Here is a 23,480-nt window from a genome sequence, read left to right as displayed (position 1 = left end):
AAATTTGGCGCTACGTCAACAGCTAACTATCTGCTACACAAACAATTGCAAAGAATCGAAAACTGGGGATCACTCAGGGGAGCGCGACTGCATCATCTCCTCGATCTTGCCGCGCAATTCACGAAGACGATAGGGCTTTTGAAGAAAACCGCAGAGACCGGGTTCGCGAAATCGCTCCGAGGCATCCTCTTCGGCGAAGCCGCTGGTAAGGAGCACGCAAACGTCGTGGCGGATTTTCCGCATCGCCCTGAAGGTCTCGACGCCGTTCATTCGGGGCATGGTCATGTCCAGAAGAACGCAGTCGATCTCGGACGGCCTGTTCTCAAATATTTCCAGGGCGCGGGCCCCGTCCTCCGCGGTAAGCACGGTGAATCCGAAGCGCTTTAACATGAGCTTGGTCAGTTCCCGCACGCTCTCTTCATCATCGACGATGAGGATAGTCCCGCTGCCCTGCCAGTCGCCGATGCGGACGCGACGGTCCTGGGGAACGCTCACCGGCCGCTCACTCGGCGGGAGCAGTATGCGAAATGTCGTACCGATTCCCGGCTCGCTTTTCACGACGATCCCGCCCCCGTGTCCGCGGACAATTCCCTGGATAGCGGATAGACCGAGGCCGCGTCCGGTGAACTTGGTCGTGAAGAATGGGTCAAAGATCCGCTTGAGCGTTTCCCGTGTCATGCCGCATCCGGTATCAGACACGTCAAGGTAGATGTAAAGGCCGGGAGGCAACGACGGGCTGGGATCGGCCAGCTCCAGATAGGTCGTGTTACAGTTCTTCAGTCCGGTGGCGATAGTGATGTTGCCATTGCGATCGCCGATGGCCTCGGACGCGTTTGTAATCAGGTTCATGATCACCTGTCGCAGTTGCGTGGCGTCGGCCTCCACCGGCGGGAGTTCCGGGGCAAATCGGCGGATGAGGGATACGTTCTTTGAGGCGGCGACCTCCAGCAGGGAGGCCATTTCCTCGACCAGGTGAGTGAGATCGAGGGGGAGCACCTCGAAGCTGCCTCTGCCCGAATAGGCGAGCATGAGCTTGGTGAGGTCGGCGGCCCGCTGCGCCGAGGTCTGTATCCGTTCCACATTACGCTTCAGTTTCGTATCCGCCTGGACCTCCATCATGGCCAGTTCCGCATAGCCCAGGATACCCATGAGCAGGTTGTTGAAGTCGTGGGCAATGCCGCCGGCCAGCACGCCGAGGCCCTCCAACTTCTGCGCTTGAAGCATCTCGCGCTGGAGCCGTTTCAGTTCGGATATATCCAGGAAATTGGCCACATAGTGGAGTCGCTCGCCCATCACCACCGGCACGGCGGTCTTCAGCACCTCGATATCCTTGCCGCCGACATCGTGCAGGACGCCTTCGGTCGAATGCTGCATATGGGCGAGTTCACAAACCGGGCAATTGGCCTCGCGGCCGCGACAGAGAAAACTACAACACTCGCGCCCGATGATTTCCTCGGCCGGCTGCTGAAGTATGTTCGCCATCGTGGGGTTGACGTCGGTAATGGTTCGGGTTTCGGCGTCAACAACGAGGACCGCCGCCTGCATCGATTCGAGGATCACGGCGAGGCGGCTCTTGGCCTCGCTCAGGGCCTCGTTAAAGGCCTGGCGCTCCGCGAGCGCGTCCTGGATCTCGGCAATAAGAACCACGTTTTCTTCTTCGGTCTGCTTGCGCCGCTCGATCTCACGGACCAGTTCCTGTTGCTGGGCATACAACTGGCAAAAGACCCGCACCTTGCTCAGGACTATTTCGGGCTCCACCGGCTTGAGAATATAGTCCACGGCGCCACTTTCATAACCGCGGAAAATGTGTTTGTCCTCCCTGCTGAGCGCCGTGAGGAATATAATCGGGACCGTGGCGGTCTTGCGATTGCTGCGCATCAGCGCGGCCAGTTCGAATCCGTCCATTTCCGGCATTTGCACATCCAGCAGCACCACGGCAAAATCGTGGTGGAGCAGCAATCGCAGGGCATCCTGCCCCGACTGGGCGCTGACGACGGTGACATCGAGGGACTTGAGGAGAAGCTCCATGGCGTAGATGTTCTCGGGGCGATCATCCACAACCAGGACCTTGACCGGTTCGTCAACCGGGGCAGCGGGATTGGGCGGCATGGCTGGTTCCTTGGGCGGGTACGTCACCCATTCGGGTGCGGCTCAGGGTGCAGAGGAGGGGTGCGATATCGACAAGATTCAACTGAAAGTCCACTTGCGTTGCTCTCAGGGCCGCGCGGGGCATGGCCGGAGACTCCGCCGTTTCGGGGTTCTGTACAATGGTAACGCCCCCCGCCCGCTTGATCGCGGCGAGTCCGGCCGCGCCATCGGAGTTTGCCCCGGTTAGAATAACTCCCGCGATCCGTTCCTCATAGGCGTCCGCCGCGCTTTCGAACAATACATCGATGGACGGGCGGGCGTGGTTAACCGGCCCGTCATTGGAGAGGCTGAAGGTGCGATTGTTCTCGACCAGGAGATGGTAACCGGGCGGGGCAAGGTAAACACTGCCGCCCCGTATCCGCTCGCCCACCTCGGCCTCCTTCAGTGGCATCCGGCAGGTCTGGTGGAGAATGGATACGAGGGCTCCCATGGAGTCCTCGGGGAGGTGTTGCACGATCATCACCGCACAGCGAAAGTCCGCGGGCAGGCCGGGCAGCAGATTGGTGAGCGCATTCACGCCCCCGGCGGAAACGCCAATGGCTATGGCGTCAATCATGGCGGGCGCCTCCCGCGAGCGCGAACTGACTCTCATGGCGTAGACGTCGAAAGACCCGCTCGCTCCTGGATACCGGTTCAAAATACTCCCCAACCCCCGAAAACCCCAGCGACTCCTTTGAACCGAGGCATAGAAACCCGCGATACCCGAGGCTGTCGAGGAAAAGGCGCAGGACACGGTCCTGCAGCTCGCGATCAAAGTAGATCAGGACGTTCCGGCAGATGATGAGATTCATTTCGCCAAACACGCCATCGGTCACCAGATTGTGATTGGCGAACGTGATGTGTTGCTTCAGGGAGTCCAGCATCTTCACGGAGGTATCGTTGGTGACATAGTATTCCGACAGAGACTCGACCGGAAGGGTACCTTCATAGTTGGCCGAGAATTTCGCCAGCCGATCCAGTTCGTACACGCCGGCCTTTGCATGGTCGAGGGACTCATTGTTAAAGTCCGTCGCATAGATCTGCGCGCGATTGTACAGGCCCGCCTGCTTCAGCACGATTGCGACGGAATAGACCTCTTCGCCCGTGGCGCAGCCCGCGTGCCAGATCCGAATGAGCGGGTAGGTCGCGAGATAGGGCAGCACTTCGTCCTTCAGCACCCGATAGAACTGTGGATCCCGGAACATCTCGGTCACGGTGACGGACATTTCCCGAAGAAAGTCGTTGAAGACCCTTTCGTCGCGCAGCACCAGCGGAATGAGCTCCGACACATGCTTCAGCCCCATCTTCAGGACAAGATTACCAACGCGGCGGTTCAGGGAGGCCCGCGCGTAGTGCCGGAAGTCATGGCCGTAGCGGCGCTGAATCCCCTCCAGCAGCAATTCGACTTCCAAATCTCGGAGTACTTTGTCTCTCATTTGTACAGCAGGAGCCTCATCAGGGACAGGAGTTTGTCGGTATCCAGCGGCTTGGCCAGATAATCGTTGGCCCCGGCCTCGATGCACTTCGCCCGGTCATCCTGCATGGCCTTGGCCGTCAGCGCCACAATGGGCAACTCCTTGAAGCGGGACTGGGCGCGAATCCGGGCTATGGCCTCGTAGCCGTCCATCACGGGCATCATAATGTCCATCAGGACCAACTCGATGTCCGGCTCGCGGTCCAGGGTGTCAAGCGCGACTTCGCCATTCTCCGCCAGAAATACATTCAGACTGGCCTTCTCCAATACGCGGGAAAGGGCGAAACTGTTGCGGAGATCGTCGTCCACCAGCAGTACCTTCCGCCCCTTCAGCAGGTGCTCCGGATCGTGGAGCATGCGAAGCATCTGGCGCTGGACACGCGGAAGTTTGGACGCGACCGTATGGAGAAAGAGGGAAGTTTCGTCGAGTAGGCGTTCCGGCGAGTTTACTCCCTTTACGACCACATTGGTCGTGTACTTTCCGAGTTCCCGAACCTCTTCGCGGGTCAGCTCCCTCCCCGTGTATACAATCGTGGGGGGAAGGGCAATGGCAGGATTGGACGCCAGGGATCGGAGCACGTCGAAGCCGGACATGTCGGGTAAACCGAGATCGAGGATAATGCAGTCGAAATTCCCGGTATTCACGCGTTCAATGGCGTCGGCACCCGTGCCGGATCCGATGATCTCCACCCCTTCGGCGGCCAGAAGCTTCTCGATGGCGCTGCGGCTGTGACCGTCATCCTCCACCACAAGTATTCTCTTGGCGGTACTGACGAGGAGCTCCTCGATCCGTTCCAGGGCCTGGTCGATGGCCATCAGGTCCACTGGTTTGCTCAGGTACCCCAGCGCGCCTTTGTTGAGCATCTCCCTGGACTTATCCCTGGCTGAAACCACATGCACGGGGATGTGTCGCGTGGCGAGGTTGTATTTCAGGCTATCCAGCACCGTTCCACCATCGATATCGGGCAATCCCAGGTCCAGAATGATGGCGCTTGGCTTGAATTGATTGGCCAGCCTGATGCCCCCGCTTCCGTCGCCGGCCGTCAGGCATTTGAAACCCTTCTTGTGCGCCTGCTCCAGCAAAATCCCGGCAAACGTACGGTCATCCTCGATAATCAGCACCGTGCGATCACCCGGCTCGATCAATTCCCGGTCATCGGGCACAAAGGGCTGTGGCGCGCTCTCCTGGCCCCCTGGCGCCGAAACGACCGGCTCCGCCGGAATCGGGGCGGGCGGCGGCACTGGGTATCCACGCGTTCCGCCGCCGGGTGGGACGTTCACCGAGATGGGAAGATAGAGCGTGAACGTGCTTCCCTGGCCGACACTGGTTTCCAGCCCGATCTCCCCGCCAAGCAGATGGGCGAGCGCACGGGAAATGCTCAGGCCCAGACCCGTTCCGCCGTAGTGGCGGCTCGTTGAACCATCCGCCTGGCGAAACGCCTCAAAAATGGCCTCGCGTTTGTCTTCGGGGATTCCGGGGCCCGCGTCGTGAATCGAGAATGCGATTCCACCATCCCGCCAGGGGCCGCCATAGGCGAGTTCGGCCTCACGCCCCGGCTTATGAACCTCCAGGCGTACCGATCCCGCGGCGGTAAACTTGAACGCGTTGGACAGGAGATTGCGCAGAATCTGCTCCAGCCGCTGCCCATCGGTGAAGAGTGAGTCGGGAGTCCCGCCAAGTCGCGTGACGGAGAAGTCGAGCCCCTTTTCGGAGGCGGTGGGCTGGAAGAGACTCTGGGTGCGCGCAAGCAGGCCCTCCAGGCCGATGGGTTCGGGGCGTATCTCCATCATGCCGGCCTCGACCTTCGACAGATCCAGGATCTCGTTAATCAGGAGGAGGAGATCCTGCCCCCCCTCATAGATAATGCGGGCGGAGGCCACCTGCTCGTCGTTCAGGTTACCCTCATCGTTTCCGGCGAGCATCTTGGCCAGGATAAGGAGGCTGTTGAGCGGCGTGCGGAGTTCATGGGACATATTCGCCAGGAACTCCGACTTATAGCGGTTGGCAAGCTCAAGCTCGCTCGCCTTCTCCTCAATCTCATGCTTGCCTCGCTCCACTTCCTGGCGTCGCTCTTCAAGCTGGGCCGCTTGCCGCTCCAGGGCCTGGGTCTTCTCTTCAAGCTCTTCATTCGATGAGCGGAGTTCCTCGCTTTGCTGTTCGAGCTCCTCATTGCTCGTCTTCAACGCCAACTGCTGACTTTCGAGTTCCTCCGTCTGGGCTTGAAGTTCCTCGGTCTGGGCCTGCAGCACCTCCAGCAGTTCCTGCATCCTCTGACGGCTCACAGCCGCGGCAAACGCAATCGCGATACCCTCCTCCACCGTGCGAAGAAATGCCAGGACCCGGTCTTCGGGCGTCCCGATAAATGCAAGCTCCAGAACGACCGTCACCTCCCCGGAATGAAGGATTGGATACGCCAGGACGCTGCCGGGCGGCGTCGCGCCCAGCGAGGACGAGATGAACGGATACTCCGACGGGAGATCGGTGATGGTTCTGGCGCGTCGGCCCGCGGCCGCCTGCCCGGCGACGCCGTCACCGATATTAATTGTCACCGGTACGCGATCCAAATCCGCCGCGCAGCTCGCCTTCAGGTGGAGGGATTGCCGCGCGGGATCCGGGACGTAGAGCGTGGCCATCGGGGCGTCCAGATGGTCGGACAAAAACGTGACCACGGCTTCGGCCAGTGATTTTACCGAGTGCTCGCCGCGCATGTGCTCCGCAAGCTCGGCGACGCCCGTCTTAAACCACTCGCGGGATTTGCTTTCTTCGGCAACGGCTCTCAGACGCCTGATCATTTCGTTGATGGCCCTGCCGAGTTCGTCCCGCTCTCCTTTTACCTCAACCTGCGCTGAATAGTCGCCCGAAGCCCCCCCCTGGGAAACCTCGGCCACGGCGCGAAGCGTACGTGTTACTTCGGCGAAGGATTTTCCAAGGGCGTCGTTCTCGCTACGCGGTCGAATCTCAATCGTATAGTCCCCGCGCGCGAGGGCGTCCCCCTTTTCTCCCATCTCCCTGAAAAACAGGTTCATGCGACGAAAGGTGGCCGAAAGCGCACCGAGCTCACCCCCCGTGTGAATCTCCGGGACTTCGCGCAAGTCCCCCTCAGCGGCCAGGCCCGCCGCGCGTGTGAGTTGTTCCAGCGGCCCCGTGATTCCGGACGTTATCGCGCCGGCCAGCAGCAACGCGACTACGGCGCCAACGAAAAGCCCCAGCGCGAGGGTCTTCGAGGTCTGTGAGAGTTGCTCCGCCGCCGAGTTGGCGTAACGGTCCATGGTTTCCATGTTCAATTTCGCGGCGTCCCGGGCGGTATCGAGCACGCCCTGGGCGGCAACCGCCCGCTCCTCGTCCTTCTCCAGGCGGGATTGCCAGCGCATTAGGAAACTGTCCATCGTCATACCACAGTCTTCCCGCGCGGCGCGGCATTCTTCGATGAGATCGCGCTCGTCGGTCCCGGTGCCCCGGGGGCTGAGCGCTTGCAGCAGGGTGTCGGCCTCTTTGTAGTTCGCCTGCGTGGCCCGCATAATCGCGGGGTCGTTCAGGGCGATGGCGCGCCACGCGTCCAGGCGGATCTCATTCCCCACCGCGAGCAGGCTTTCCGCAATTCGCACCTTCTCCACGTGATCGGCCCCGATGTCGGGGACGGGTGCGGCCTTTTCGCTTCCCCCCGCGGCGTCTCCTTCCTTCCCCGATTCAGAGCCGTCATACTGGAGCGCCAGGAGCCCTTCGCACGCCTGGAGAAAGCGGTTCATGGAGGCCTCGAAGTCTTTCCGATCGCCCGCCATGGTCTCGATTTCCTGGACAGTCTCGTGAAACCGATTTGCGTACACGGTGGCCTGATCCCGGGCCACCTGGATGCGATCCGCAAGCGCGCGGTTGTCGTGGGCGCTGGCGTGGGCCAGCCCGGCGTCGATACTCGCCATGACTTTGGCCAGGTTCTCCTCCGCCGTTCCCTTCAGGCTCCCATCGCCCGCAAACACGTACCCCCGCGTCGCATACATGGTCAGATAGGACCAGCGCTCAATATCGCTCGCGATGCTGACCGCCGGAATATGCTCCCCTGCAAGATCGCTGGCAACCGACTCCACCCGACTCATGCTGGTTACGCAGAAGATGCCGAGCAGGGCGGAAATCGCCACGATAGAGAGAAAGCCAAGGCCGATACGGGTAGCGAGACGAGCGTTTTTCAACATGTCGGCCTCGGAGAATGTTCCCCGGCACTGGACCAGGCGAAGAGATCTTTAGCAGTACCGGGATCACCCCCGCCTGGCCCCCAAACTATGGGTACTTCGGCAAACAAACGAGCAGATCTGCGCAGGGAAGAGGAGAGGGCTAAATTCTGATCGGCGATGGGAAAGCGTGGGAGCGCAGGCACGTTGCCCGTGCAACGCACCAACCTGGCCAAGGTGACGTCCCCCCTTCGGTCGCCGTGGGAATTCATGGCTGGTATCCCATCCGTCAGTCGCGCTAAGACGCCAGCGATCAGGAGTCCGCGACTGCTTACAACTCTCCCCCACTACTATGCTACACCAAAACTCCAAATTATTCCAGCGCTACTTTCAGGCTCTCAAATGTGTCAGAATGGCGGTCCCGAGGTCACGCCGCATCCGCGAATTTGCAATTAGACCGCGACGAGTTCGCTTGGTGTTTCACCAACGCACACACGAGAACATACTCGGGCAATCGCGTGACCGAAGCGTAGACGGACCACCAGTACCACGAGGAGTAAGAATACGTGCTCAAGTTGATCCCCTTGATTCTCCTGGCCGCCGCCGGATCCACCACCTCCCCGGCCGACTTGAGCGGGCCCTGGCAGCTTTTTGTTGACGATGGCGGAATCGCGGCGAAGTCCAATGTCTCCAGGGTCTATCATGCCTTCGAGAAGTCGCCCGCCAATCCCGTGCTGGCGCCGGAGAAGCCCTGGGAAGGCGGCACCGTTTACGTGTACGGTACGGTGCTGCCCGCGGAGGACGGTCCGGGCTATCGCATGTGGTACCACAGTTGGGCCGGCGGCGAATATCACAACCTCTACGCCGAAAGCGACGACGGTCTTCGGTGGGCCAAACCCAGCCTGGGCCTGGTCGAATACGACGGCGGCAAGGAAAACAACATCCTTTTCCGAAGGACGAAGGAGGACCACAACCCGCAAGTCATCTACACCCCGTGGGAGAGCGCGCCGGAGCGGCGCTACAAACTCTTGAACTGGGACTATGGCCGCACACCGCCGGTGAACGTCGTGAGTGGATACTATGGGGCAACCTCGCCCGATGGGATTCACTGGACCGATGCGCCGCAGAACCCGGTGCTGGTGGATCCCGTCGGAGATGTCGGCAATTTCACCTGGGACGCGCTTGCCGAACGTTACCTTGGCTATCCGAAGAAGTTCGCGGAGGTCCGGGGCTTTCGGCGGCGCTGTGTGGGCTTTGCGGAGACAAAGGTGTTTGAATCGTGGCCCGCACAAACGCTGGTGTTGGAGCCGGACGAGTTTGATGACCGGTGGGCTTCGGGCCCTGTGGAGCATACCGATTTCTATGGCCTCTGCGCCTTTCCCTATGAATCCATGTATATTGGATTTCTCTGGGTTTTTCGAATCACCGCGAAGGGGGACGACGGCCCCATCTTTGTGGAGCTGGTGAGTAGTCGGGATGGCAAGAACTGGATCCGGCAGGAAGCGCCGCGCACGCCGATCCTGCCGCTGGGCCCCGAGGGCTCCTGGGACGACGGCATGCTCTTCACCACGAACCATCCGCTGGTTGAGGGCGACACCATCAAACTGTACTACGGCGGATTCGACGGTACGCACAAGGACGATAACGCCAAAGCCGCCATCGGTCTTGCGACGATGCGCAAGGATGGCTTCGCCTCGCTGGACGCCGGCGCAGAGGAAGGCAGCGTCACCACCGCGCCCGTGAAGAACACGGGCGGCCAATTGGCGGTCAACTACGCCGCCCGGGGCGGCAGCCTGCGCGTGGAAGTGCTGGATGACCAGGGAGCCGTGATCGAGGGCTATGGCCGCGACGATTCCATGCCACTAACGGGTGACAGCACCAGCGAAACGCTGCGCTGGAAGTCGAGCCCGATACTCCCCCAGAATCACGAACGCATCCAGCTCCGCTTCATCCTGCAGAACGCCTCCCTCTATTCCTACGAAGTGCGCCCGAATACCGCGGCGGACATGAAGGCGGCGCGAAAGGCCGCCGCCTGGCGCAAACGCAGAATCATGTATAACGACGATGGCTGCGACACCCGACCATTCACCACGCCCGACGAGTTTCTGGCGCTCCGGCTGAAGCAGGTCGCGAACACGCAGGTGGACACCATCTCCTACTGCACCGGCGGTGGCGGTCTCTTCTGGGGGCACATTCCGAAAGTCGGCGAGGCCCTCGGAGAGTTCGTCACGGACAGCGATGAACAGTACGTGAAGGATCTGAGCGCCGGACTCCACGCTCTGGAAAAGCAGGGCACCGACCCCCTCGCACTGGCCGTCAAGTTTGGTCATGAAAACGGTATGGCGACCTTCTGGTCCTGCCGAATGAACAACATTGAAGACAGCTTCGCCCCATGGTCGCGCTCGCGATGGAAACGGGAACACCCGGAGTATCTCTTCGGTGTGCCCGAGGACTATGACAAGTACGAGATGACCGACCCGCGAAAATGGTGGGCCGCGCTCGATTTCGCCGTTCCCGAAGTGCGCGAACATCTCCTCAACATCTTCGACGACGTCTTCACGCGCTACGATATCGACGGCATCGAGATGGACTGGTTCCGCCATCCTCGCTTCTTTCGCGAAACGAACGAAGACCTGCCCGCGACCCCGGAGCATGTCGCCATGATGAACGACTTCATGCGCAAGGTGCGCGCCCAGGCCGATGCGGTGGGCGCGCAGCGGCAACGTCCGCTTCTCGTGGCCTGCCGTATTCCCCTGAGCGTGGAACGCTGCCTGGCCATCGGCCTCGACGTGGAGACCTGGCTGGAGGAAGATCTGGTCGACCTGCTGATACTGGGCGGTGATCTTGGCCCCATGGCCATGGCGCCCCAGTTGCGCACGATGGTGGCCCTGGCCCGTCGCCACGAAGTCCCCGCACTTGCCAATATCTGCGGTTCGGGCCTTCAGCCCGCCCACACCTACCACACGAACGAGGCCTGGTGGGCGGCGGCCATGAACGCCTGGAATTCGGGCGTTGACGGCATCTACACCTTCAATCTCTTCCCCACCGAGCCCGACGAACGGCTCAGTCGCCTCGGTTCGCCCGACACACTGAAGGGACTGAATAAGATTTACGCCATCGATGCCATCGAGCCCCGTGACTTCTGGGGCTTCGACCGTGCGGCGCTCGTGGTGCCCGACCGCCTTCCGATCGCGCTCGTGCCAAATGAAAGCGTGATCGCAATGCTGCCCATTGGAGAAGACCTCGCCGCCAATGCCCCGGAGGGCAAGGTGCCGCAGGTGTGTCTCCGAATACGCGTGAGCGCGGCTGCCGAGGGCGATAGCCTCCACGTTACCCTGAACGGCGCAGATCTCGGGGCGGCGACGCCGGAGGCCCCCCGGGGAGCAACCCCGGCACCCGCCTGGTTTGAACTTTCGCCGCCCGTCCAGGATTTTCGGGTTGGCGACAATGAGGTGGAGGTGCGATTCGCCACCTCTCGCGCCGTCGAGGGTGGTTCAGTGCAGTTGGACCGTCTGGAGCTGATCGTGCGCTACATTGAGACTACGACCGAACAGGCATCTATCCCGTAACATCGCACTCTTCAACGTCGATGACGGTACTGATTGCGCTTATACGCATACGAATAGCCACTGAATTGAAAAGGCTTTTCGTTTAAGAGATAGATTTTTCTGCCCAGGGTTCTTTGTATCCGATTGCCTAGAAGAAGTATTTCTCCCTGGAGCACCGTTGGCCAAATGGGCGGAAACGCAAATCGCTCTGACAATGAGGTAGTAACTTGCGCACGGCAGGACTCGGGAACCTCGCAGTGGCAGTTTGAAATTGAACTGGCGCGACGCAGGCGCTCGCTCTACTCATTGTCTGCCCCATGCCCTTCAGCCCACAGGCGCAAGCGCTCGGCAATCGCTTCGGGGCTGGGTAGCTCCGCACGAAAAGCCTCAGGGAGTTCGGGAACCACCGTGTAAGTCGCAACGCCGATGGGTCTGCCTGCGGATCGCAGCGCGTACTCCACAACAGTCTTGTTCTTGTCGCGGCAGATAATAATGCCGATCGGAGCGTTCTCGCCCTCCAAACGCTCCTGAGCATCCAGGGCCTCAAGATAAAATTCCATTTTCCCCTTGTGCTCGGGCTCGAAGCTGCCAATTTTGAGTTCAAGTGCAACGAGACACCGCAACCGCCGGTGAAAGAGGAGCAGATCGATGAAGTATTCCTTTCCTCCCACTTCGATTCGGTGCTGATTACCCACGAAAGTGAAGGTGCCGCCCATCTCCGATAGGAACCGGCGCAGATTGTTGACCAGAGCGCGTTCGAGCTCGCGCTCGGAGTGTTCATCGGCCAGATCCAGAAAATCGAAGGTGTAGTGATCCTTCACGGCCAGGGAGGCCTGTGCCCTCATATCCTCCGGCAGGGCATCATCAAAATTGGTTTGATTAAGCAGGTATTTTTCGTAACTCTTATTGTCAATCTGGTGCTGGAGGACGGCCTTTGTCCAACCGAATCGGGCGGTGGCGCGTAGGTAGAATTCACGTTCCAGGGCATCCTTGCATCGGGTCATGATGACGACATTTTTGGTCCAACTTAAATCTCTAACCAATGGTTGGAGTTTTGAGTCTCCGATGTATTCAACGTAAAACTGGCGCATAAACCAAAGATTCTGCGCTGAAAACCCATTTCGGCCCGGAAACTCCGCCTGGAGGTCGCGTGCCAGGTTCTCGACCACAGCCTTACCCCATCCAAGCGACTCTTGACGCTGATAGATGGACTCCCCAATGTCCCAATAGAGTTCAAGAAGCTCCTTGTTGACTGCCCGCAGCGCCTGGTATCGGGCACGTCGGATACGATTTTTGACTTCCATGAGAAAGCCGGGGTAGTCAGTGGACGTTAATTCGCTCATGTTGGCCCTCCGCTGCCTTGTCGCGCGATCAGAAAACGTTTTCAACGTGGTTGCGGGTCGCTCTGAGAAAGTTTAGCATTTCGTTGAGCGGAATGCGCATTGTTTGATGAAGTATCAATGCGAAACTCGTGGGGACCGCCACGCGCCCTGCGGTTGGCGCCCTCCACCCCTGGGCCACGTTATGACGTGACTGGGGCCTCGTATGGTCGGATTCTCGAGCGCGCGCCCGTCCCAATTTTAGCTCAAAATGGAATCAAAACGGCCTGTTGTGATAGTCTACAGGCCCGCAATGCCCTCATTTACCCCGGAAAGCACTGAATGAGCAAGATATCTTTACAGGATGTGGAGTATGTGGCCGGTTTGGCCCAGCTCGACCTGGATGACGCCGCGAAAGCGCGGATGGCCCAGGAGATGAGCGATATTCTGACGTATATGGACACGCTGAATTCGTTGAACACGGATGGCGTGGAGCCGATGATGCACGCGATGCCCATGACGAATGTGTTTCGCGACGACGTGGTGGCGCCTTCGCTGCCCCGCGAGCTGGCCCTGCGCGGCGCGCCGGTGCATGACGATGAGTATTTTATCGTCCCGAAGATTCTGGATGTGGAAGGCGGTGGCGCATGACGAAGTGGTATGAGAAGACGGCCTTCGAGATTCGCGAGGCCGTGGCCTCCGGCGCTGTCAGCGCCGTGGAAGTTACCCGGTCCTATCTGAGCCGCATCGAAGCGGTGGATGGCCAGGTGGGCGCCTACACCCAGGTGTGGCACGACCACGCGCTGGCCCAGGCGGCCGCCATCGACGCAAAGATCGCGGCGGGGGAACCCGTGGGCGCCATGGCTGGCGTGCCGGTGTCGTTGAAAGAGCTTATTTGCACGACGGAGGGTTTTACCACCTGCTCCTCGCGCATTCTGCAGGGCTTTCGCAGCCCCTACAACGCCACGGTGACGGAAAAATTGCTGGCGGCGGATGCCGTGCTCCTGGGCAAGGTGAACATGGACGAATTCGCCATGGGCTCCTCCACGGAGAACAGCGCGATCCAGAAGACCTCGAACCCCTGGAACCTGGACTGCGTACCGGGCGGCTCCAGCGGCGGTTCGGCCGCCTCGGTGGCCTCCGACACCTGCGCCATGTCCTTTGGCAGCGACACGGGCGGCTCGATTCGCCAACCTGCTGCTTTTTGCGGCTGCGTGGGCCTGAAGCCGACCTATGGCCGCGTCTCGCGCTACGGCCTGGTGGCTTTTGCCTCGTCTCTGGATCAGATTGGCCCCCTCACGAAAGATGTGACCGATACGGCCCTGGCGATGAACGTAATCTGCGGCAAAGATCCCCATGACGCCACGAGCGCCGATCTGCCGGCAGAAGATTTCGTGGCTGGCCTGAAGGGCGGCGTGAAAGACCTGCGCATCGGGCTTCCAAAGGAATTCTTCATCGACGCCCTTGGCAGCGAGGTGCGTTCGCTGGTGGAGGCGAGTGCGGCGGTGTTGAAGGCCCAGGGCGCGGAGATTGTGGAGGTGTCCCTCCCCCACTCCGAATATGCCGTGACGGTCTACTACATCGTGGCCCCGGCCGAGGCGAGTGCAAACCTGGCCCGCTTCGACGGCGTGCGCTACGGCTTCCGTCACCCCGCTGCCAACAACGTGACCGAGATGTACGTGAAAACCAAGAGCGAGGGTTTCGGGCCTGAAGTGCAACGGCGGATCATGCTGGGCACCTATGTGCTCTCCAGCGGCTACTACGATGCCTACTATCTGAAGGCACAGAAGGTGCGTCGCCTGATCACCCAGGACTTCGACGAAGCCTTCAAGCAATGCGACGTGATACTCACACCTACCGCCCCCACGCCCGCCTTCAAGCGCGGCGAGAAGTCGAAGGACCCGCTGGAGATGTACTTGAACGACATCTTCACGATTTCCACAAACCTCGCGGGCGTGCCGGCCCTCTCCATGCCTTGCGGCCTGAGCGCCTCCGGCCTGCCGGTGGGCGTTCAGTTGATCGGCAAGGCCTTCGATGAGGCGACCCTGCTGCGCACGGCGTATTGCTACGAGCAGCACTCGGGCCTGAATCTGGGCAAGGCGGCGATCGGGTAGGGAAGAATCGGACTGATCAGACTGATCGAATGAAACAGATTTCAGGTGCCGCGCCGTGTGCGCGGACCAGGAGCTCATAGATGGAATACGAAGCGGTAATCGGCCTGGAAGTGCACGTGCAGTTGAACTGCAAGTCAAAGCTATTCTGCGGCTGCAGCACGAACTTCCACGCGCCCGCGAACACGAACGTGTGTCCGGTGTGTCTGGGTATGCCCGGCGCCATGCCCGTAATGAACCGCGCCATGGTGGACAAATCCGTGGCCGTGGGTCTGGCGCTGGACTGCAAAATTTCCCGCTGGTCAAAGATGGACCGGAAGAACTATTTCTATCCCGACCAGTCGAAGAACTATCAGATCAGCCAGTACGATCTGCCCGTGAACCACGGCGGCCATCTGGATATCGAAGTCAATGGCGAGACTAAGCGCATCGGCATTACCCGCGCCCATATCGAGGAAGATACGGCGCGCAATACGCACGCGCTGGGCGGCGGGCAGAGCGGCGTGGATTTCAATCGCTGCGGTGTGCCGCTGCTTGAAATCGTGACCGATCCGGACATTCACAGCGCGGACGAGGCTTACGCCTACCTCACCGAGCTGAAGCAGATCCTTCAGTACCTCGATGTGAGCGATTGCAACATGGAGGAAGGCGCGCTGCGGGCCGAGCCGAACATCAGCGTGCGTCCGAAAGGCAGCACCACCCTGGGCACGAAGACGGAGGTGAAGAATCTGGGCTCCTTCAGCGGCGCGCACAAGGCGATCCAGTACGAAATCGCCCGCCAGATTCAGGTGCTGAAAGAAGGTGGCAAGATCGTTCAGGAAACGCGGGGCTGGGACGAGGAACGGGGCGTCACCTTTTCCCAGCGCGCAAAGGAATCTGCCCACGATTACCGCTATTTTCCCGAACCCGATCTCGTACCCATCGCGGTTGACGAAACGTGGGAGCAGCGGATTCGCGAGTCCCTCCCGGAGCTGCCGGCCGTACGTCGGCACCGCATGGTCAACGTGTACGGCCTGTCCGCCTACGACGCGGGCGTGCTGACTACGTCGAGGGCGATGGCGGACTATTACGAGGCCGTGGCGAAGGCGGCGGACCCGAAGAAGGCCGCCAACTGGATCATGGGCGATCTCCAGGCGCTGATTGTGGAGGAGAAGGGCGAAATCGAGGCCATCAAAGTAACGCCCGACGCCCTGGCCGCCATGATAAACTTGATTGAAGATGGTACAATCAGTGGTAAGATAGCCAAGGAGGTGCTGGTGGAGATGTACCGCACGGGGAAAACCCCGGGAGCGGTCGTGGAAGAAAAAGGTCTCGTTCAGATCAGCGACAGCAGCGCGCTGGAGGCCGCGGTGGCGGAGGTGCTGGCCCGGAACCCCGCCCAGGTGGAAGAATTTCGGGCGGGTAAAGACAAGGTGCTTGGCTTCCTTGTCGGGCAGATCATGAAGGCAACCCAAGGCAAGGCCAATCCACAAATGGTAAACGACATACTGCGCAAGCAACTTGCGAAATAGGAGGCATGCCCGTTGGCAACGCTAGTCCCGAAGAAACAGGAAATATCCGAAGAAGAACGTTTTGAGGCCAATCTTTACAAACTGGCCGATCTCGCGCTGGAAAAGAAGGCCAAAGATCTGAAAGTCTACAATGTGAACGGGCTTACAGTGACGACGGACGCGCTGGTGATCTGCACGGCCACGAGCGAGCCCCAGGTGAAGGCCGTCTTCAGCGCCGTTAAAGAGGGAATGCGTGAAATCGGCAAACCCTCCATCTACACCGAGGGCGGTTACAACGACGGTTGGCTCATCATCGACTTTGGTGATATCCTTTTCCACATCTTCCGCGAACAGGCGCGGGAATTCTATGACCTCGACGGCCTCTGGGCGGATGCGCCAGAGTTCAAGCTTGACCTGAAGCCCTGAGGGGCGGGACTTCGACAGGGATACAACATGGCCGAAGATCAATTTACTCCGGACAGGCCGAAGCTCTACCACTACAAGCTCGATCGAATTCTCGGCCAGGGTGGCACCGGTCGGGTATATCGTGGCATCGACACCAAGAAGGGCGAAGTCGTCGCGATCAAGCTGTTCCGTGAAAACTTCTTCCGGAACATGCTCCACCTGCGGGATATCGTCAAGAGCGTCAAGCGCTTCAAGAAGTACAGCCACGCCAACGTGGTCAAGATTTATGACTTCCTGGACGGCGAAGACGGCAAGTGCATGATTATGGAGTACGTGGACGGCCCCGATCTGAAGTGGTACCTCATCAATCGCCCGTGGAACGTCAAGGAGCGCATCGGGATCATCTCCCAGATTTGCTCCGGCCTGCAGTACCTTCACGAGCAGAAAATCATACACCACGACATCAAGCCCGCCAACATCCTGTTCACCCGCACGGGCATGGTGAAGCTGGCCGACTTCTCCCTCTACGGAAACAGCCTACTCCTCGACCTCATCGACAAAGGGGCGGGCGAGCAGATCACGCCGATGTATGTGCCGCCCGAGATCATTCGGGGCGAGGGCGCTTCCCCCCAGAGTGATCAGTACTCCCTCGGGGTGACGATGTATCTACTCTTCGCCGAGCGCCTCCCCTTCCAGGTTGACAATCTTCAACGACTCTACCAATGCCACCTGAGTGTCCAGCCCGATCACCCCTCGCTGGTCAACCCCAAGTGCCCCCACGCCCTGGGCGACGTTATCCTGAAGCTCATGGCCAAGAAGCCCGCGGATCGCTTCGGCGACTGCGATGAATTGCGTATCGCGATTGCCGAAATGGGCCGCAGCCGCATCTGACCGATCCACCGCCGGACTTTTCCTGTACACACAATAGAACGCCCGCCTGAAACGCACTACGTTTCAGGCGGGCCTTTTTTATAGGAGTATCAACAACCCGGCACCGCCGAATTGCAGGTCTGGAACATTAAAGTTCGCCGCCCGTACCACCGGTATCTGTGCCCGTATCCGTACCGCCGGATTCACCCGTTGCACCACCTTCGGGAAAAAAGGCCTTCCACTGTGCCTGGCGCTGGGCCAGCAGCAGCGTGTCGATGATGTCCAGCGTTCCCTGCAACTTGATTGCGAAGTTCGACTGGGCCGCCGTAGGGGCTTTGCTCACAAAGCGAAGATGTCCGTTCAATTTCATTGCGCAAATTCCCTGGTGTTAGGAGGTCTTGTTAAAAACGAATTCTACAATCTGGGCCGAGAAACTAACTTTGAAGTCAACCTTGGCCTGAAAGTTGCCGCTGGTCTGGGAAATTTGCGGCGTTTTGCTCACCAATCGGTGGTGTTTCATTCGTGATGTTCTCCTGTTCTACAACTTTCGGATTCGACTTGAGCGCAACCCGAAAGGATAGCACTCCCAGAATCATCCCCGTTCCACAAAATGGTAGCTGGCCCGTCACGTCAATCTGCCGTCGGCCAACGCCCTGTGCGCTTTGAACTTCCGACAGCATGAATTCCGACATGCCCTGCGTTATTTTACAGACATTGTAATAGCATGTAAACCTTTTATTGTCAATTATTTTTTCACGGTCTCGCGATTTCTCAGCTACAGTACCCGCGAATCCGAAGGACATTACCGAGTACCCCTTCCTGTTATCGCGCAACGGCTTAAGCCGTCGGGACGCCGACGGCACAGGTCAGACTTCCCCCGGCGGAGCCATTGGCGCTCATCGCATCCCGAAACGCACTTTTCACATTACCTCCGACTCACCCGACGCGAGGGACTCCCAGGACTGATACATTTCCCCTAGATCCGCCTTGAGCGCCTCGTACTCTTCCTTCAGAGCCTGCTGGGCGCCATAGTCGGTCGGATCCACTTTGGTGAATCGCAGCTCAATCTCCGCCACAAGCCCCTCGATGGATTCAATGTCCTGCTCAAGCTTCTCCATCTTCTGCTTGATCTTACGCCGCTCCTTGTCGTCGGTCTTCTTCTCCTTCCGGTTCTCGCCCCGGCGGATCTTGAGCACCTCTTCCGTTGCCTCGGCCTTCTTCTCCGGGACATCCCGGTTCTTGTAGCGATAGTCGCTGTAGTTGCCCAGGTGCACCGAGGCAACACCATTTTCGATGACGATCAGTTTCTCCACCAGCTTGTCGATCAGGGTACGGTCGTGACTCACGACGATAATCGCCCCTTCATAGGTCGCAAGCGATTTTTCAAGCGCCTCCCGGGAGACAATGTCCAGGTGGTTTGTCGGTTCGTCCAGCAGCAGCAGGTTGGCCCCGCCCAGCAAGAGTTTCGCCATGGCGACCCGGCTCAACTCCCCGCCGCTGAGGCTGTCGATGCTCTTGAACACATCATCGCCGGTAAAGAGAAAGCGGCCCATGTAGCTGCGAATCTGTTCCGGAGTCCATTCCACTTTGGCGGAGTGGACTTCCGTCAGAATGTCGAAGGAAGGGTTCAGCGACTCGTGATTCTGTTCGTAGAATCCTCGAATCACCTTGTGGCCCAGCGTGACTTCACCGGAAAGTCCCGGATGCTGGCCGGCAAGCTGGCGCAGCAGGGTGGTCTTGCCGGTGCCGTTGGGACCAACGATACCGATACGTTCGCCGCGACAACAGGTGAAGCTGACCTTCTTGTACAGCGTCAGGCCGCCGTAGCCCATGGAAAGATCTTTAGCCTCAAGCACCAGCTCGCCCGAGCGGGCCACCTCCCCCATCTTGAACTTGACCGAATTGGCCTCGGCGAGGGGCGCATCGACCACGTCCAGCTTTTCCAGACGCTTGATCCGGCTCTGCACCTGCTTGGCTTTGGTGTTCTTGTAGCGGAATCGATCAATCCAGGCCTGTTCCTTGCGAATGAACTCCTGCTGGCGCTCGAATTCGGCCTGCTGCTGCTCCCGGTGGAGCGATTTTCGCGCAAGGTACTCGTCGTAGTTTCCGGGATAGCTCCTGATTTCGCCCCGCTCCAACTCCACCACCCGGTCGACCACGTTATTGAGCATCTGACGGTCGTGGGAAATGATCACCACGGATTTTGGACACGACTTGAGATAGCTTTCAAGCCATTCACGCGCCTCCAGGTCCAGGTGGTTCTCCGGCTCGTCCAGCAGGAGTAAATCGCCCTCTTCCAGCAGCACCAGGGCCAGCATCAAGCGTGTGCGCTGTCCGCCGCTGAGATTCATGAACGGCATGGAGAACTCGGTCTCGGCGAAGCCCAGTCCCTGAAGGACCTGCTTGATTCGCACCCGGAAATCATAGCCGCCCCGGATCGAAAAGCTTTCCTGCTTCTCACTGTATTCGTGAAGAGCGTCCTCGTCGCCCGTCGACATGCGCTCTTCGAGCACGCCCAACTCCACCTCCAGGGCCAGGATTTCTTCGAAGGATTCCAGCACGATGTCGTAAATGGTCATGCTTTCGTCCACTTTGTGGAGCTGGGACAGGCAGGACACGCGCATGCGCTTCATCCGGTCCACGATACCCTTGTCCGGCTCGATGTCCCCGGTAATGAGACGAAATATGGTGGACTTGCCGGTGCCATTCCGGCCGATCAGGCCCACGTGCTCGCCCTCCTCTACGCGGAAGTCGATACTGTCCAGCACTTCGCGGCCGGCATAGGTCTTGGTTATGTTTTCAAGGCGTACTAAACTCATTAATGCTACTACCTGACTTGTCGTGGCGAATGTTGAATTGGGCGGCTCTGCTCGAGAGCACTCCGGGTACGGACTGGCCTACCGGTCCTGGCCGCCGTCCTGTGAATCCATTTGGGCGAGGTGCCAGAGCTTGGCGTACTTGGTGAATACCGAGCAGGCCGCGAGGCCGCACAGCACCGCGCCATGGTATCCGTCCCGGAAGCCCTGTCGGAGGATGTACATTTTAACAAAACGCAGAAAGGGGCGCACGGTCAGGTCAAGCAGACCGGCCCGCTTGCCGCGGGCGTAGGCATCTTCGGCCCCCCAACTTGTAAACCGCTGGAAGGTTCGAAAATACTCGTCAAAGTTTCGGTAGGTGTCGTGATACATGATCGCGTCGATACGGCCTTCGGCGCCTTCCACCACCACCCGGGAATGGACCTTCTTGTCGAGGTAGCGGCCCTGGGCCGTGCGGAAGAGACGGAGGTTGTAGTCGCGATGCCAGCCGCAGTGGAGAATCAGCTTCCCGAAGAAATAGGACAGCCGCTTTATCTGGTAGCCATTGAGGCCGCCGGGGGCCGCGATAATCCGACGGATTTCGGCGGCAAGTTCATTGGAAATCCATTCATCCGCATCCAGCACGAGAGTCCACTCCGTCCCGATTTGTGGAAGGGCCCAATTGCGCTGGGCCGCAGCGTTCTCGTAGGTGTGGGTCACCACGTGGTCCGTGTAGCGACGGGCGATGGCCTCGGATCCGTCGTTTGTCTTGGAATCGACCACACAGAAAATATCATCGGCCCAGGTCACACTCTCAAGGCAACGTTCGAGCCTGTCCTGCGCATTGGGAACCAGAATCAAGACCGTAAGGGCATGCGCGCGCGGCACTGTGGGAGCCCCGTTCATGGCGTATACTCCCGCGCCTTTGCAATCAGCTTCAAATAGACTTCCAGCGTGCTCTCCACCATTCGCGATGCGGTAAAGGATTGCTCCACCAGCTTCTTCCCCGCGCCTGCCATCCGTGCGCTTTCCTTCGGGTGTTTCAGGGCATCAATGATCGCGTCCGCCAGCGCCTCCGGATTCCGGTTCGGCACCAGACGCCCGGTTTTCCCCGGCAGTATCATTTCCGGTATACCGCCCGCTTCCGCCGCGACCACGGGGGTCTTGCAGGCGAGGGCCTCAAGTACCGAAGTTCCCAGGCCCTCGGACCAACTGGAGGACACGTAGAGATCCGCCGCGTTCACCAGCGCGGGGACATCCGTACGATGGCCGAGCAAGGTGACGTGTGCGCCGAGGTCGAGCGCCGCAATCTGCTGTTCCAAGGCCCCGCGAAGCTCTCCCTCGCCCGCGATCAGGAGGCGCGCCTTCGGTACCGCCGCAACGACCGCGGGCATGGCGCTCAGGAGCGTGGCGTGATCCTTGTGATCCACGAGCGCGCCGGCGGAGAGCATGAAGGTCGCCTTTTCGTCCAGCCCCAGGCTTTCCCTTGTTGCGGGCGGCACATCGAGCCGGGCAAGATCGATGGCACTGTACACGCGAATGATTTTCTCCTGGGGAAGATTACTCTCCCGCAATACATCCGCCACTTTTTCGGAGACGGCGAGGAGCGCATCGGGCGCGCGATACTTCCACTGATTGAATCGGTCAGTCTTTGGAGGGAAACTTACCCTGCGCGAAACGACGGCCGATCCCCGCCGGGCCATGGCCTTCGTAATGCAGGCGATGGTGTGGGTGTGGCTGGTGTGGGCGTGAATGATATCGATTTCCTCCTGATAGACCACTTGGGCGAGTCGCCAGCACGTATAGAGGTCCACCTCCGCCCAGAAAGGCAGCGGCAGCCGGATCAGGGGCGCGCCACCGTGGGTTGACTTCAGGAACTCGCCGTCGGCCTTGCCAGAAATCCAGACCTTGTGGCCTTTGGCCACCAGCCCCTGGACCAGCCAGCTTGCCTGCTGCTCGCCACCACGCCATCCCAGTTGATCGTCAAGATGAAGTATGTTCATCGGCTGTTTCCAGTAGGTTTCGGTAAACGTCCACGGTCCGCCCGGCAAAAGCCTGCAGGGAAAACTCGCCCAGTACGCGCGCGCGCCCGGCCTCACCCATCCGGCGCCGGAGCTCGGGATGGAGCGCCATTTCGGACAGCGCCCGGGCCAGGGGTGCGATCGCGCCGTTGGGCACTACCAGGCCCTCCCGCCCATCGCTCACGATCTCGGGAAGACCGCCGTAATCGGAGGTGATGACCGGAATTCCGGCGGACATCTGCTCCTTTAAACTGAACGACGAGGTGTCGCAGTCGATAGACGGCAGCACCCCAACGTCAAAGGCGTGCACGCAGCGCTCCATGTCCGTTCGAAACCCCCCAAAGTGGACCCTGGACGTCAGCCCGAGACGCCGCACCTGGTCTTTCAGCTTCGATTCCAGCGCGCCCTGGCCGAGAACCAGCACGCGCAGGGCGGGTACTTCCGAGGCAATCCGCGCAACGGCCTCAAAAAGGTAGGTGTGTCCCTTCGCCTCCACCAGTCGGGCGGCGATGCCGAATACGATGTCGTCATCGCCGTAGCCGAACTCCACCCGCACCGTGGCCCGCATGACGGGATCCGGGGCGTAACGCGCCGTGTCCACGCCATTGTGAATCGCGGTCAGGCGCGACGCTTCAAAAGCCGGGTGGGCGGCCAGCGACTGGCGCACCATCTCGCATACGGCAATCTGGTGCCGCGTGCAGTGGGAGTTCAGCCATCGGTTTATTGCGCCGCGCTTCACCGAGTAGGTGTTGTGGCGCGTTCTCAAGATTGGAAAGTCGCGGCCGGAAAGTGTCCAGGCCAGCGCGGCGACCCAGTGATCCTGGGAGCCGTTCACGTGTACAAGGTCGGGGCGCGCATCGCGCACGAAACGTCCCATGGCGCGGATATCCCGCATCCAGCGGGCCGGGCGCATTCCCCGGGCGTAGTGGAAACAATCGAGAACGTCGCTGTCCGTATCACGCGCCACCTGGACCAGCACACTCCCCGGGCGGCAACCGATCGTGACGCGGTGCCCCATGCGCCGGAGTTCGCCCGCGAGACTCTGCACGTAGCGCACCTGCCCGCCGCCATCGCTGTGGGGGTCGGTCAGCAAGATATGCAAAGGGCCTGTTGACATTCCGTTTCCTCGGCCCCGGGCACGCGCCTGGCCATCCCG

17 protein-coding genes are annotated in these 23,480 nt (G+C 60.1%); 6 read left to right on the top strand and 11 right to left on the bottom strand.

The features are described from left to right. Positions 1-69: 69 nt before the first annotated feature. The 4 genes from JNK74_16935 to JNK74_16920 are packed head-to-tail and all read right to left on the bottom strand — an operon-like array spanning position 70 to position 7,789. Entirely contained in the window at positions 70-2,109 is a 2,040-nt protein-coding gene (locus JNK74_16935) for a response regulator (protein MBL7647870.1), read from the bottom strand. Then, complete coding sequence (locus JNK74_16930; protein ID MBL7647869.1) at positions 2,081-2,704, bottom strand: chemotaxis protein CheB; 624 nt, start codon at positions 2,702-2,704, stop codon at positions 2,081-2,083. The genes JNK74_16935 and JNK74_16930 overlap by 29 nt, the downstream gene beginning before the upstream one ends. Continuing rightward, positions 2,697-3,563 carry a protein-glutamate O-methyltransferase CheR gene (locus tag JNK74_16925; protein ID MBL7647868.1) on the bottom strand — a complete coding sequence of 289 codons (867 nt, stop codon included), beginning with the start codon at positions 3,561-3,563 and terminating at the stop codon, positions 2,697-2,699. The genes JNK74_16930 and JNK74_16925 overlap by 8 nt, the downstream gene beginning before the upstream one ends. Continuing rightward, the gene (locus JNK74_16920) at positions 3,560-7,789 is read right to left on the bottom strand and encodes a response regulator (GenBank protein ID MBL7647867.1); all 4,230 of its coding nucleotides are present in this window, start codon (positions 7,787-7,789) and stop codon (positions 3,560-3,562) included. The genes JNK74_16925 and JNK74_16920 overlap by 4 nt, the downstream gene beginning before the upstream one ends. 542 nt (positions 7,790-8,331) lie before the next feature. On the opposite strand from JNK74_16920, the gene JNK74_16915 reads away from it, so the two are divergent. Continuing rightward, positions 8,332-11,334 (top strand): family 10 glycosylhydrolase, encoded by a 3,003-nt coding sequence (locus JNK74_16915; GenBank protein ID MBL7647866.1) that lies wholly within the window; start codon positions 8,332-8,334, stop codon positions 11,332-11,334. Positions 11,335-11,612: 278 nt separating this feature from the next. Here JNK74_16915 and JNK74_16910 read toward each other — a convergent pair whose 3' ends face one another. Beyond that, positions 11,613-12,656, bottom strand: a complete 1,044-nt coding sequence (locus tag JNK74_16910) for a DUF1016 family protein (protein MBL7647865.1) — start codon at positions 12,654-12,656, stop codon at positions 11,613-11,615. Between the two features lie 318 nt (positions 12,657-12,974). Between JNK74_16910 and gatC the strand changes: the two genes are divergently transcribed. From gatC to JNK74_16885, 5 genes are all read left to right on the top strand, one after another. Further along, entirely contained in the window at positions 12,975-13,283 is a 309-nt protein-coding gene (gene gatC / locus JNK74_16905) for an Asp-tRNA(Asn)/Glu-tRNA(Gln) amidotransferase subunit GatC (GenBank protein ID MBL7647864.1), read from the top strand. Continuing rightward, positions 13,280-14,746: an Asp-tRNA(Asn)/Glu-tRNA(Gln) amidotransferase subunit GatA gene (gatA, locus tag JNK74_16900; GenBank protein MBL7647863.1), complete on the top strand. Its 1,467-nt coding sequence runs from the start codon at positions 13,280-13,282 to the stop codon at positions 14,744-14,746. Before gatC ends, gatA begins: the two co-directional genes overlap by 4 nt. Positions 14,747-14,826: 80 nt before the next feature. Then, positions 14,827-16,254, top strand: a complete 1,428-nt coding sequence (gatB, locus tag JNK74_16895) for an Asp-tRNA(Asn)/Glu-tRNA(Gln) amidotransferase subunit GatB (GenBank protein ID MBL7647862.1) — start codon at positions 14,827-14,829, stop codon at positions 16,252-16,254. Between the two features lie 12 nt (positions 16,255-16,266). Beyond that, positions 16,267-16,659, top strand: coding sequence for a ribosome silencing factor (rsfS, locus tag JNK74_16890; GenBank protein ID MBL7647861.1), 393 nt, complete (start codon positions 16,267-16,269; stop codon positions 16,657-16,659). A gap of 27 nt (positions 16,660-16,686) precedes the next feature. Next, complete coding sequence (locus tag JNK74_16885) at positions 16,687-17,529, top strand: serine/threonine protein kinase (GenBank protein ID MBL7647860.1); 843 nt, start codon at positions 16,687-16,689, stop codon at positions 17,527-17,529. A 127-nt stretch (positions 17,530-17,656) separates the two neighbouring features. On the opposite strand, the gene JNK74_16880 is transcribed toward JNK74_16885, so the two are convergent. The 6 genes from JNK74_16880 to JNK74_16855 form a co-directional block, all read right to left on the bottom strand. Further along, on the bottom strand, positions 17,657-17,878 hold the full coding sequence (locus tag JNK74_16880; GenBank protein MBL7647859.1) for a hypothetical protein: 222 nt from the start codon (positions 17,876-17,878) through the stop codon (positions 17,657-17,659). Positions 17,879-17,954: 76 nt separating this feature from the next. Next, positions 17,955-18,311, bottom strand: coding sequence for a hypothetical protein (locus JNK74_16875; GenBank protein MBL7647858.1), 357 nt, complete (start codon positions 18,309-18,311; stop codon positions 17,955-17,957). 117 nt (positions 18,312-18,428) lie between these two features. Beyond that, positions 18,429-20,327: an ABC-F family ATP-binding cassette domain-containing protein gene (locus JNK74_16870; protein MBL7647857.1), complete on the bottom strand. Its 1,899-nt coding sequence runs from the start codon at positions 20,325-20,327 to the stop codon at positions 18,429-18,431. A gap of 78 nt (positions 20,328-20,405) precedes the next feature. Continuing rightward, positions 20,406-21,209, bottom strand: coding sequence for a glycosyltransferase family 2 protein (locus JNK74_16865; protein MBL7647856.1), 804 nt, complete (start codon positions 21,207-21,209; stop codon positions 20,406-20,408). Then, positions 21,206-22,306, bottom strand: a complete 1,101-nt coding sequence (locus JNK74_16860) for a glycosyltransferase (protein ID MBL7647855.1) — start codon at positions 22,304-22,306, stop codon at positions 21,206-21,208. Before JNK74_16860 ends, JNK74_16865 begins: the two co-directional genes overlap by 4 nt. Beyond that, positions 22,287-23,441: a glycosyltransferase family 4 protein gene (locus tag JNK74_16855; GenBank protein ID MBL7647854.1), complete on the bottom strand. Its 1,155-nt coding sequence runs from the start codon at positions 23,439-23,441 to the stop codon at positions 22,287-22,289. Before JNK74_16855 ends, JNK74_16860 begins: the two co-directional genes overlap by 20 nt. Positions 23,442-23,480 lie beyond the last annotated feature (39 nt).

Source organism: Candidatus Hydrogenedentota bacterium (assembly GCA_016791475.1).
GTDB lineage: Bacteria > Hydrogenedentota > Hydrogenedentia > Hydrogenedentales > JAEUWI01 > JAEUWI01.
The sequence above is the reverse complement of the archived record's forward strand: the minus strand, read 5'-3'. Positions and strand labels throughout refer to the sequence as shown.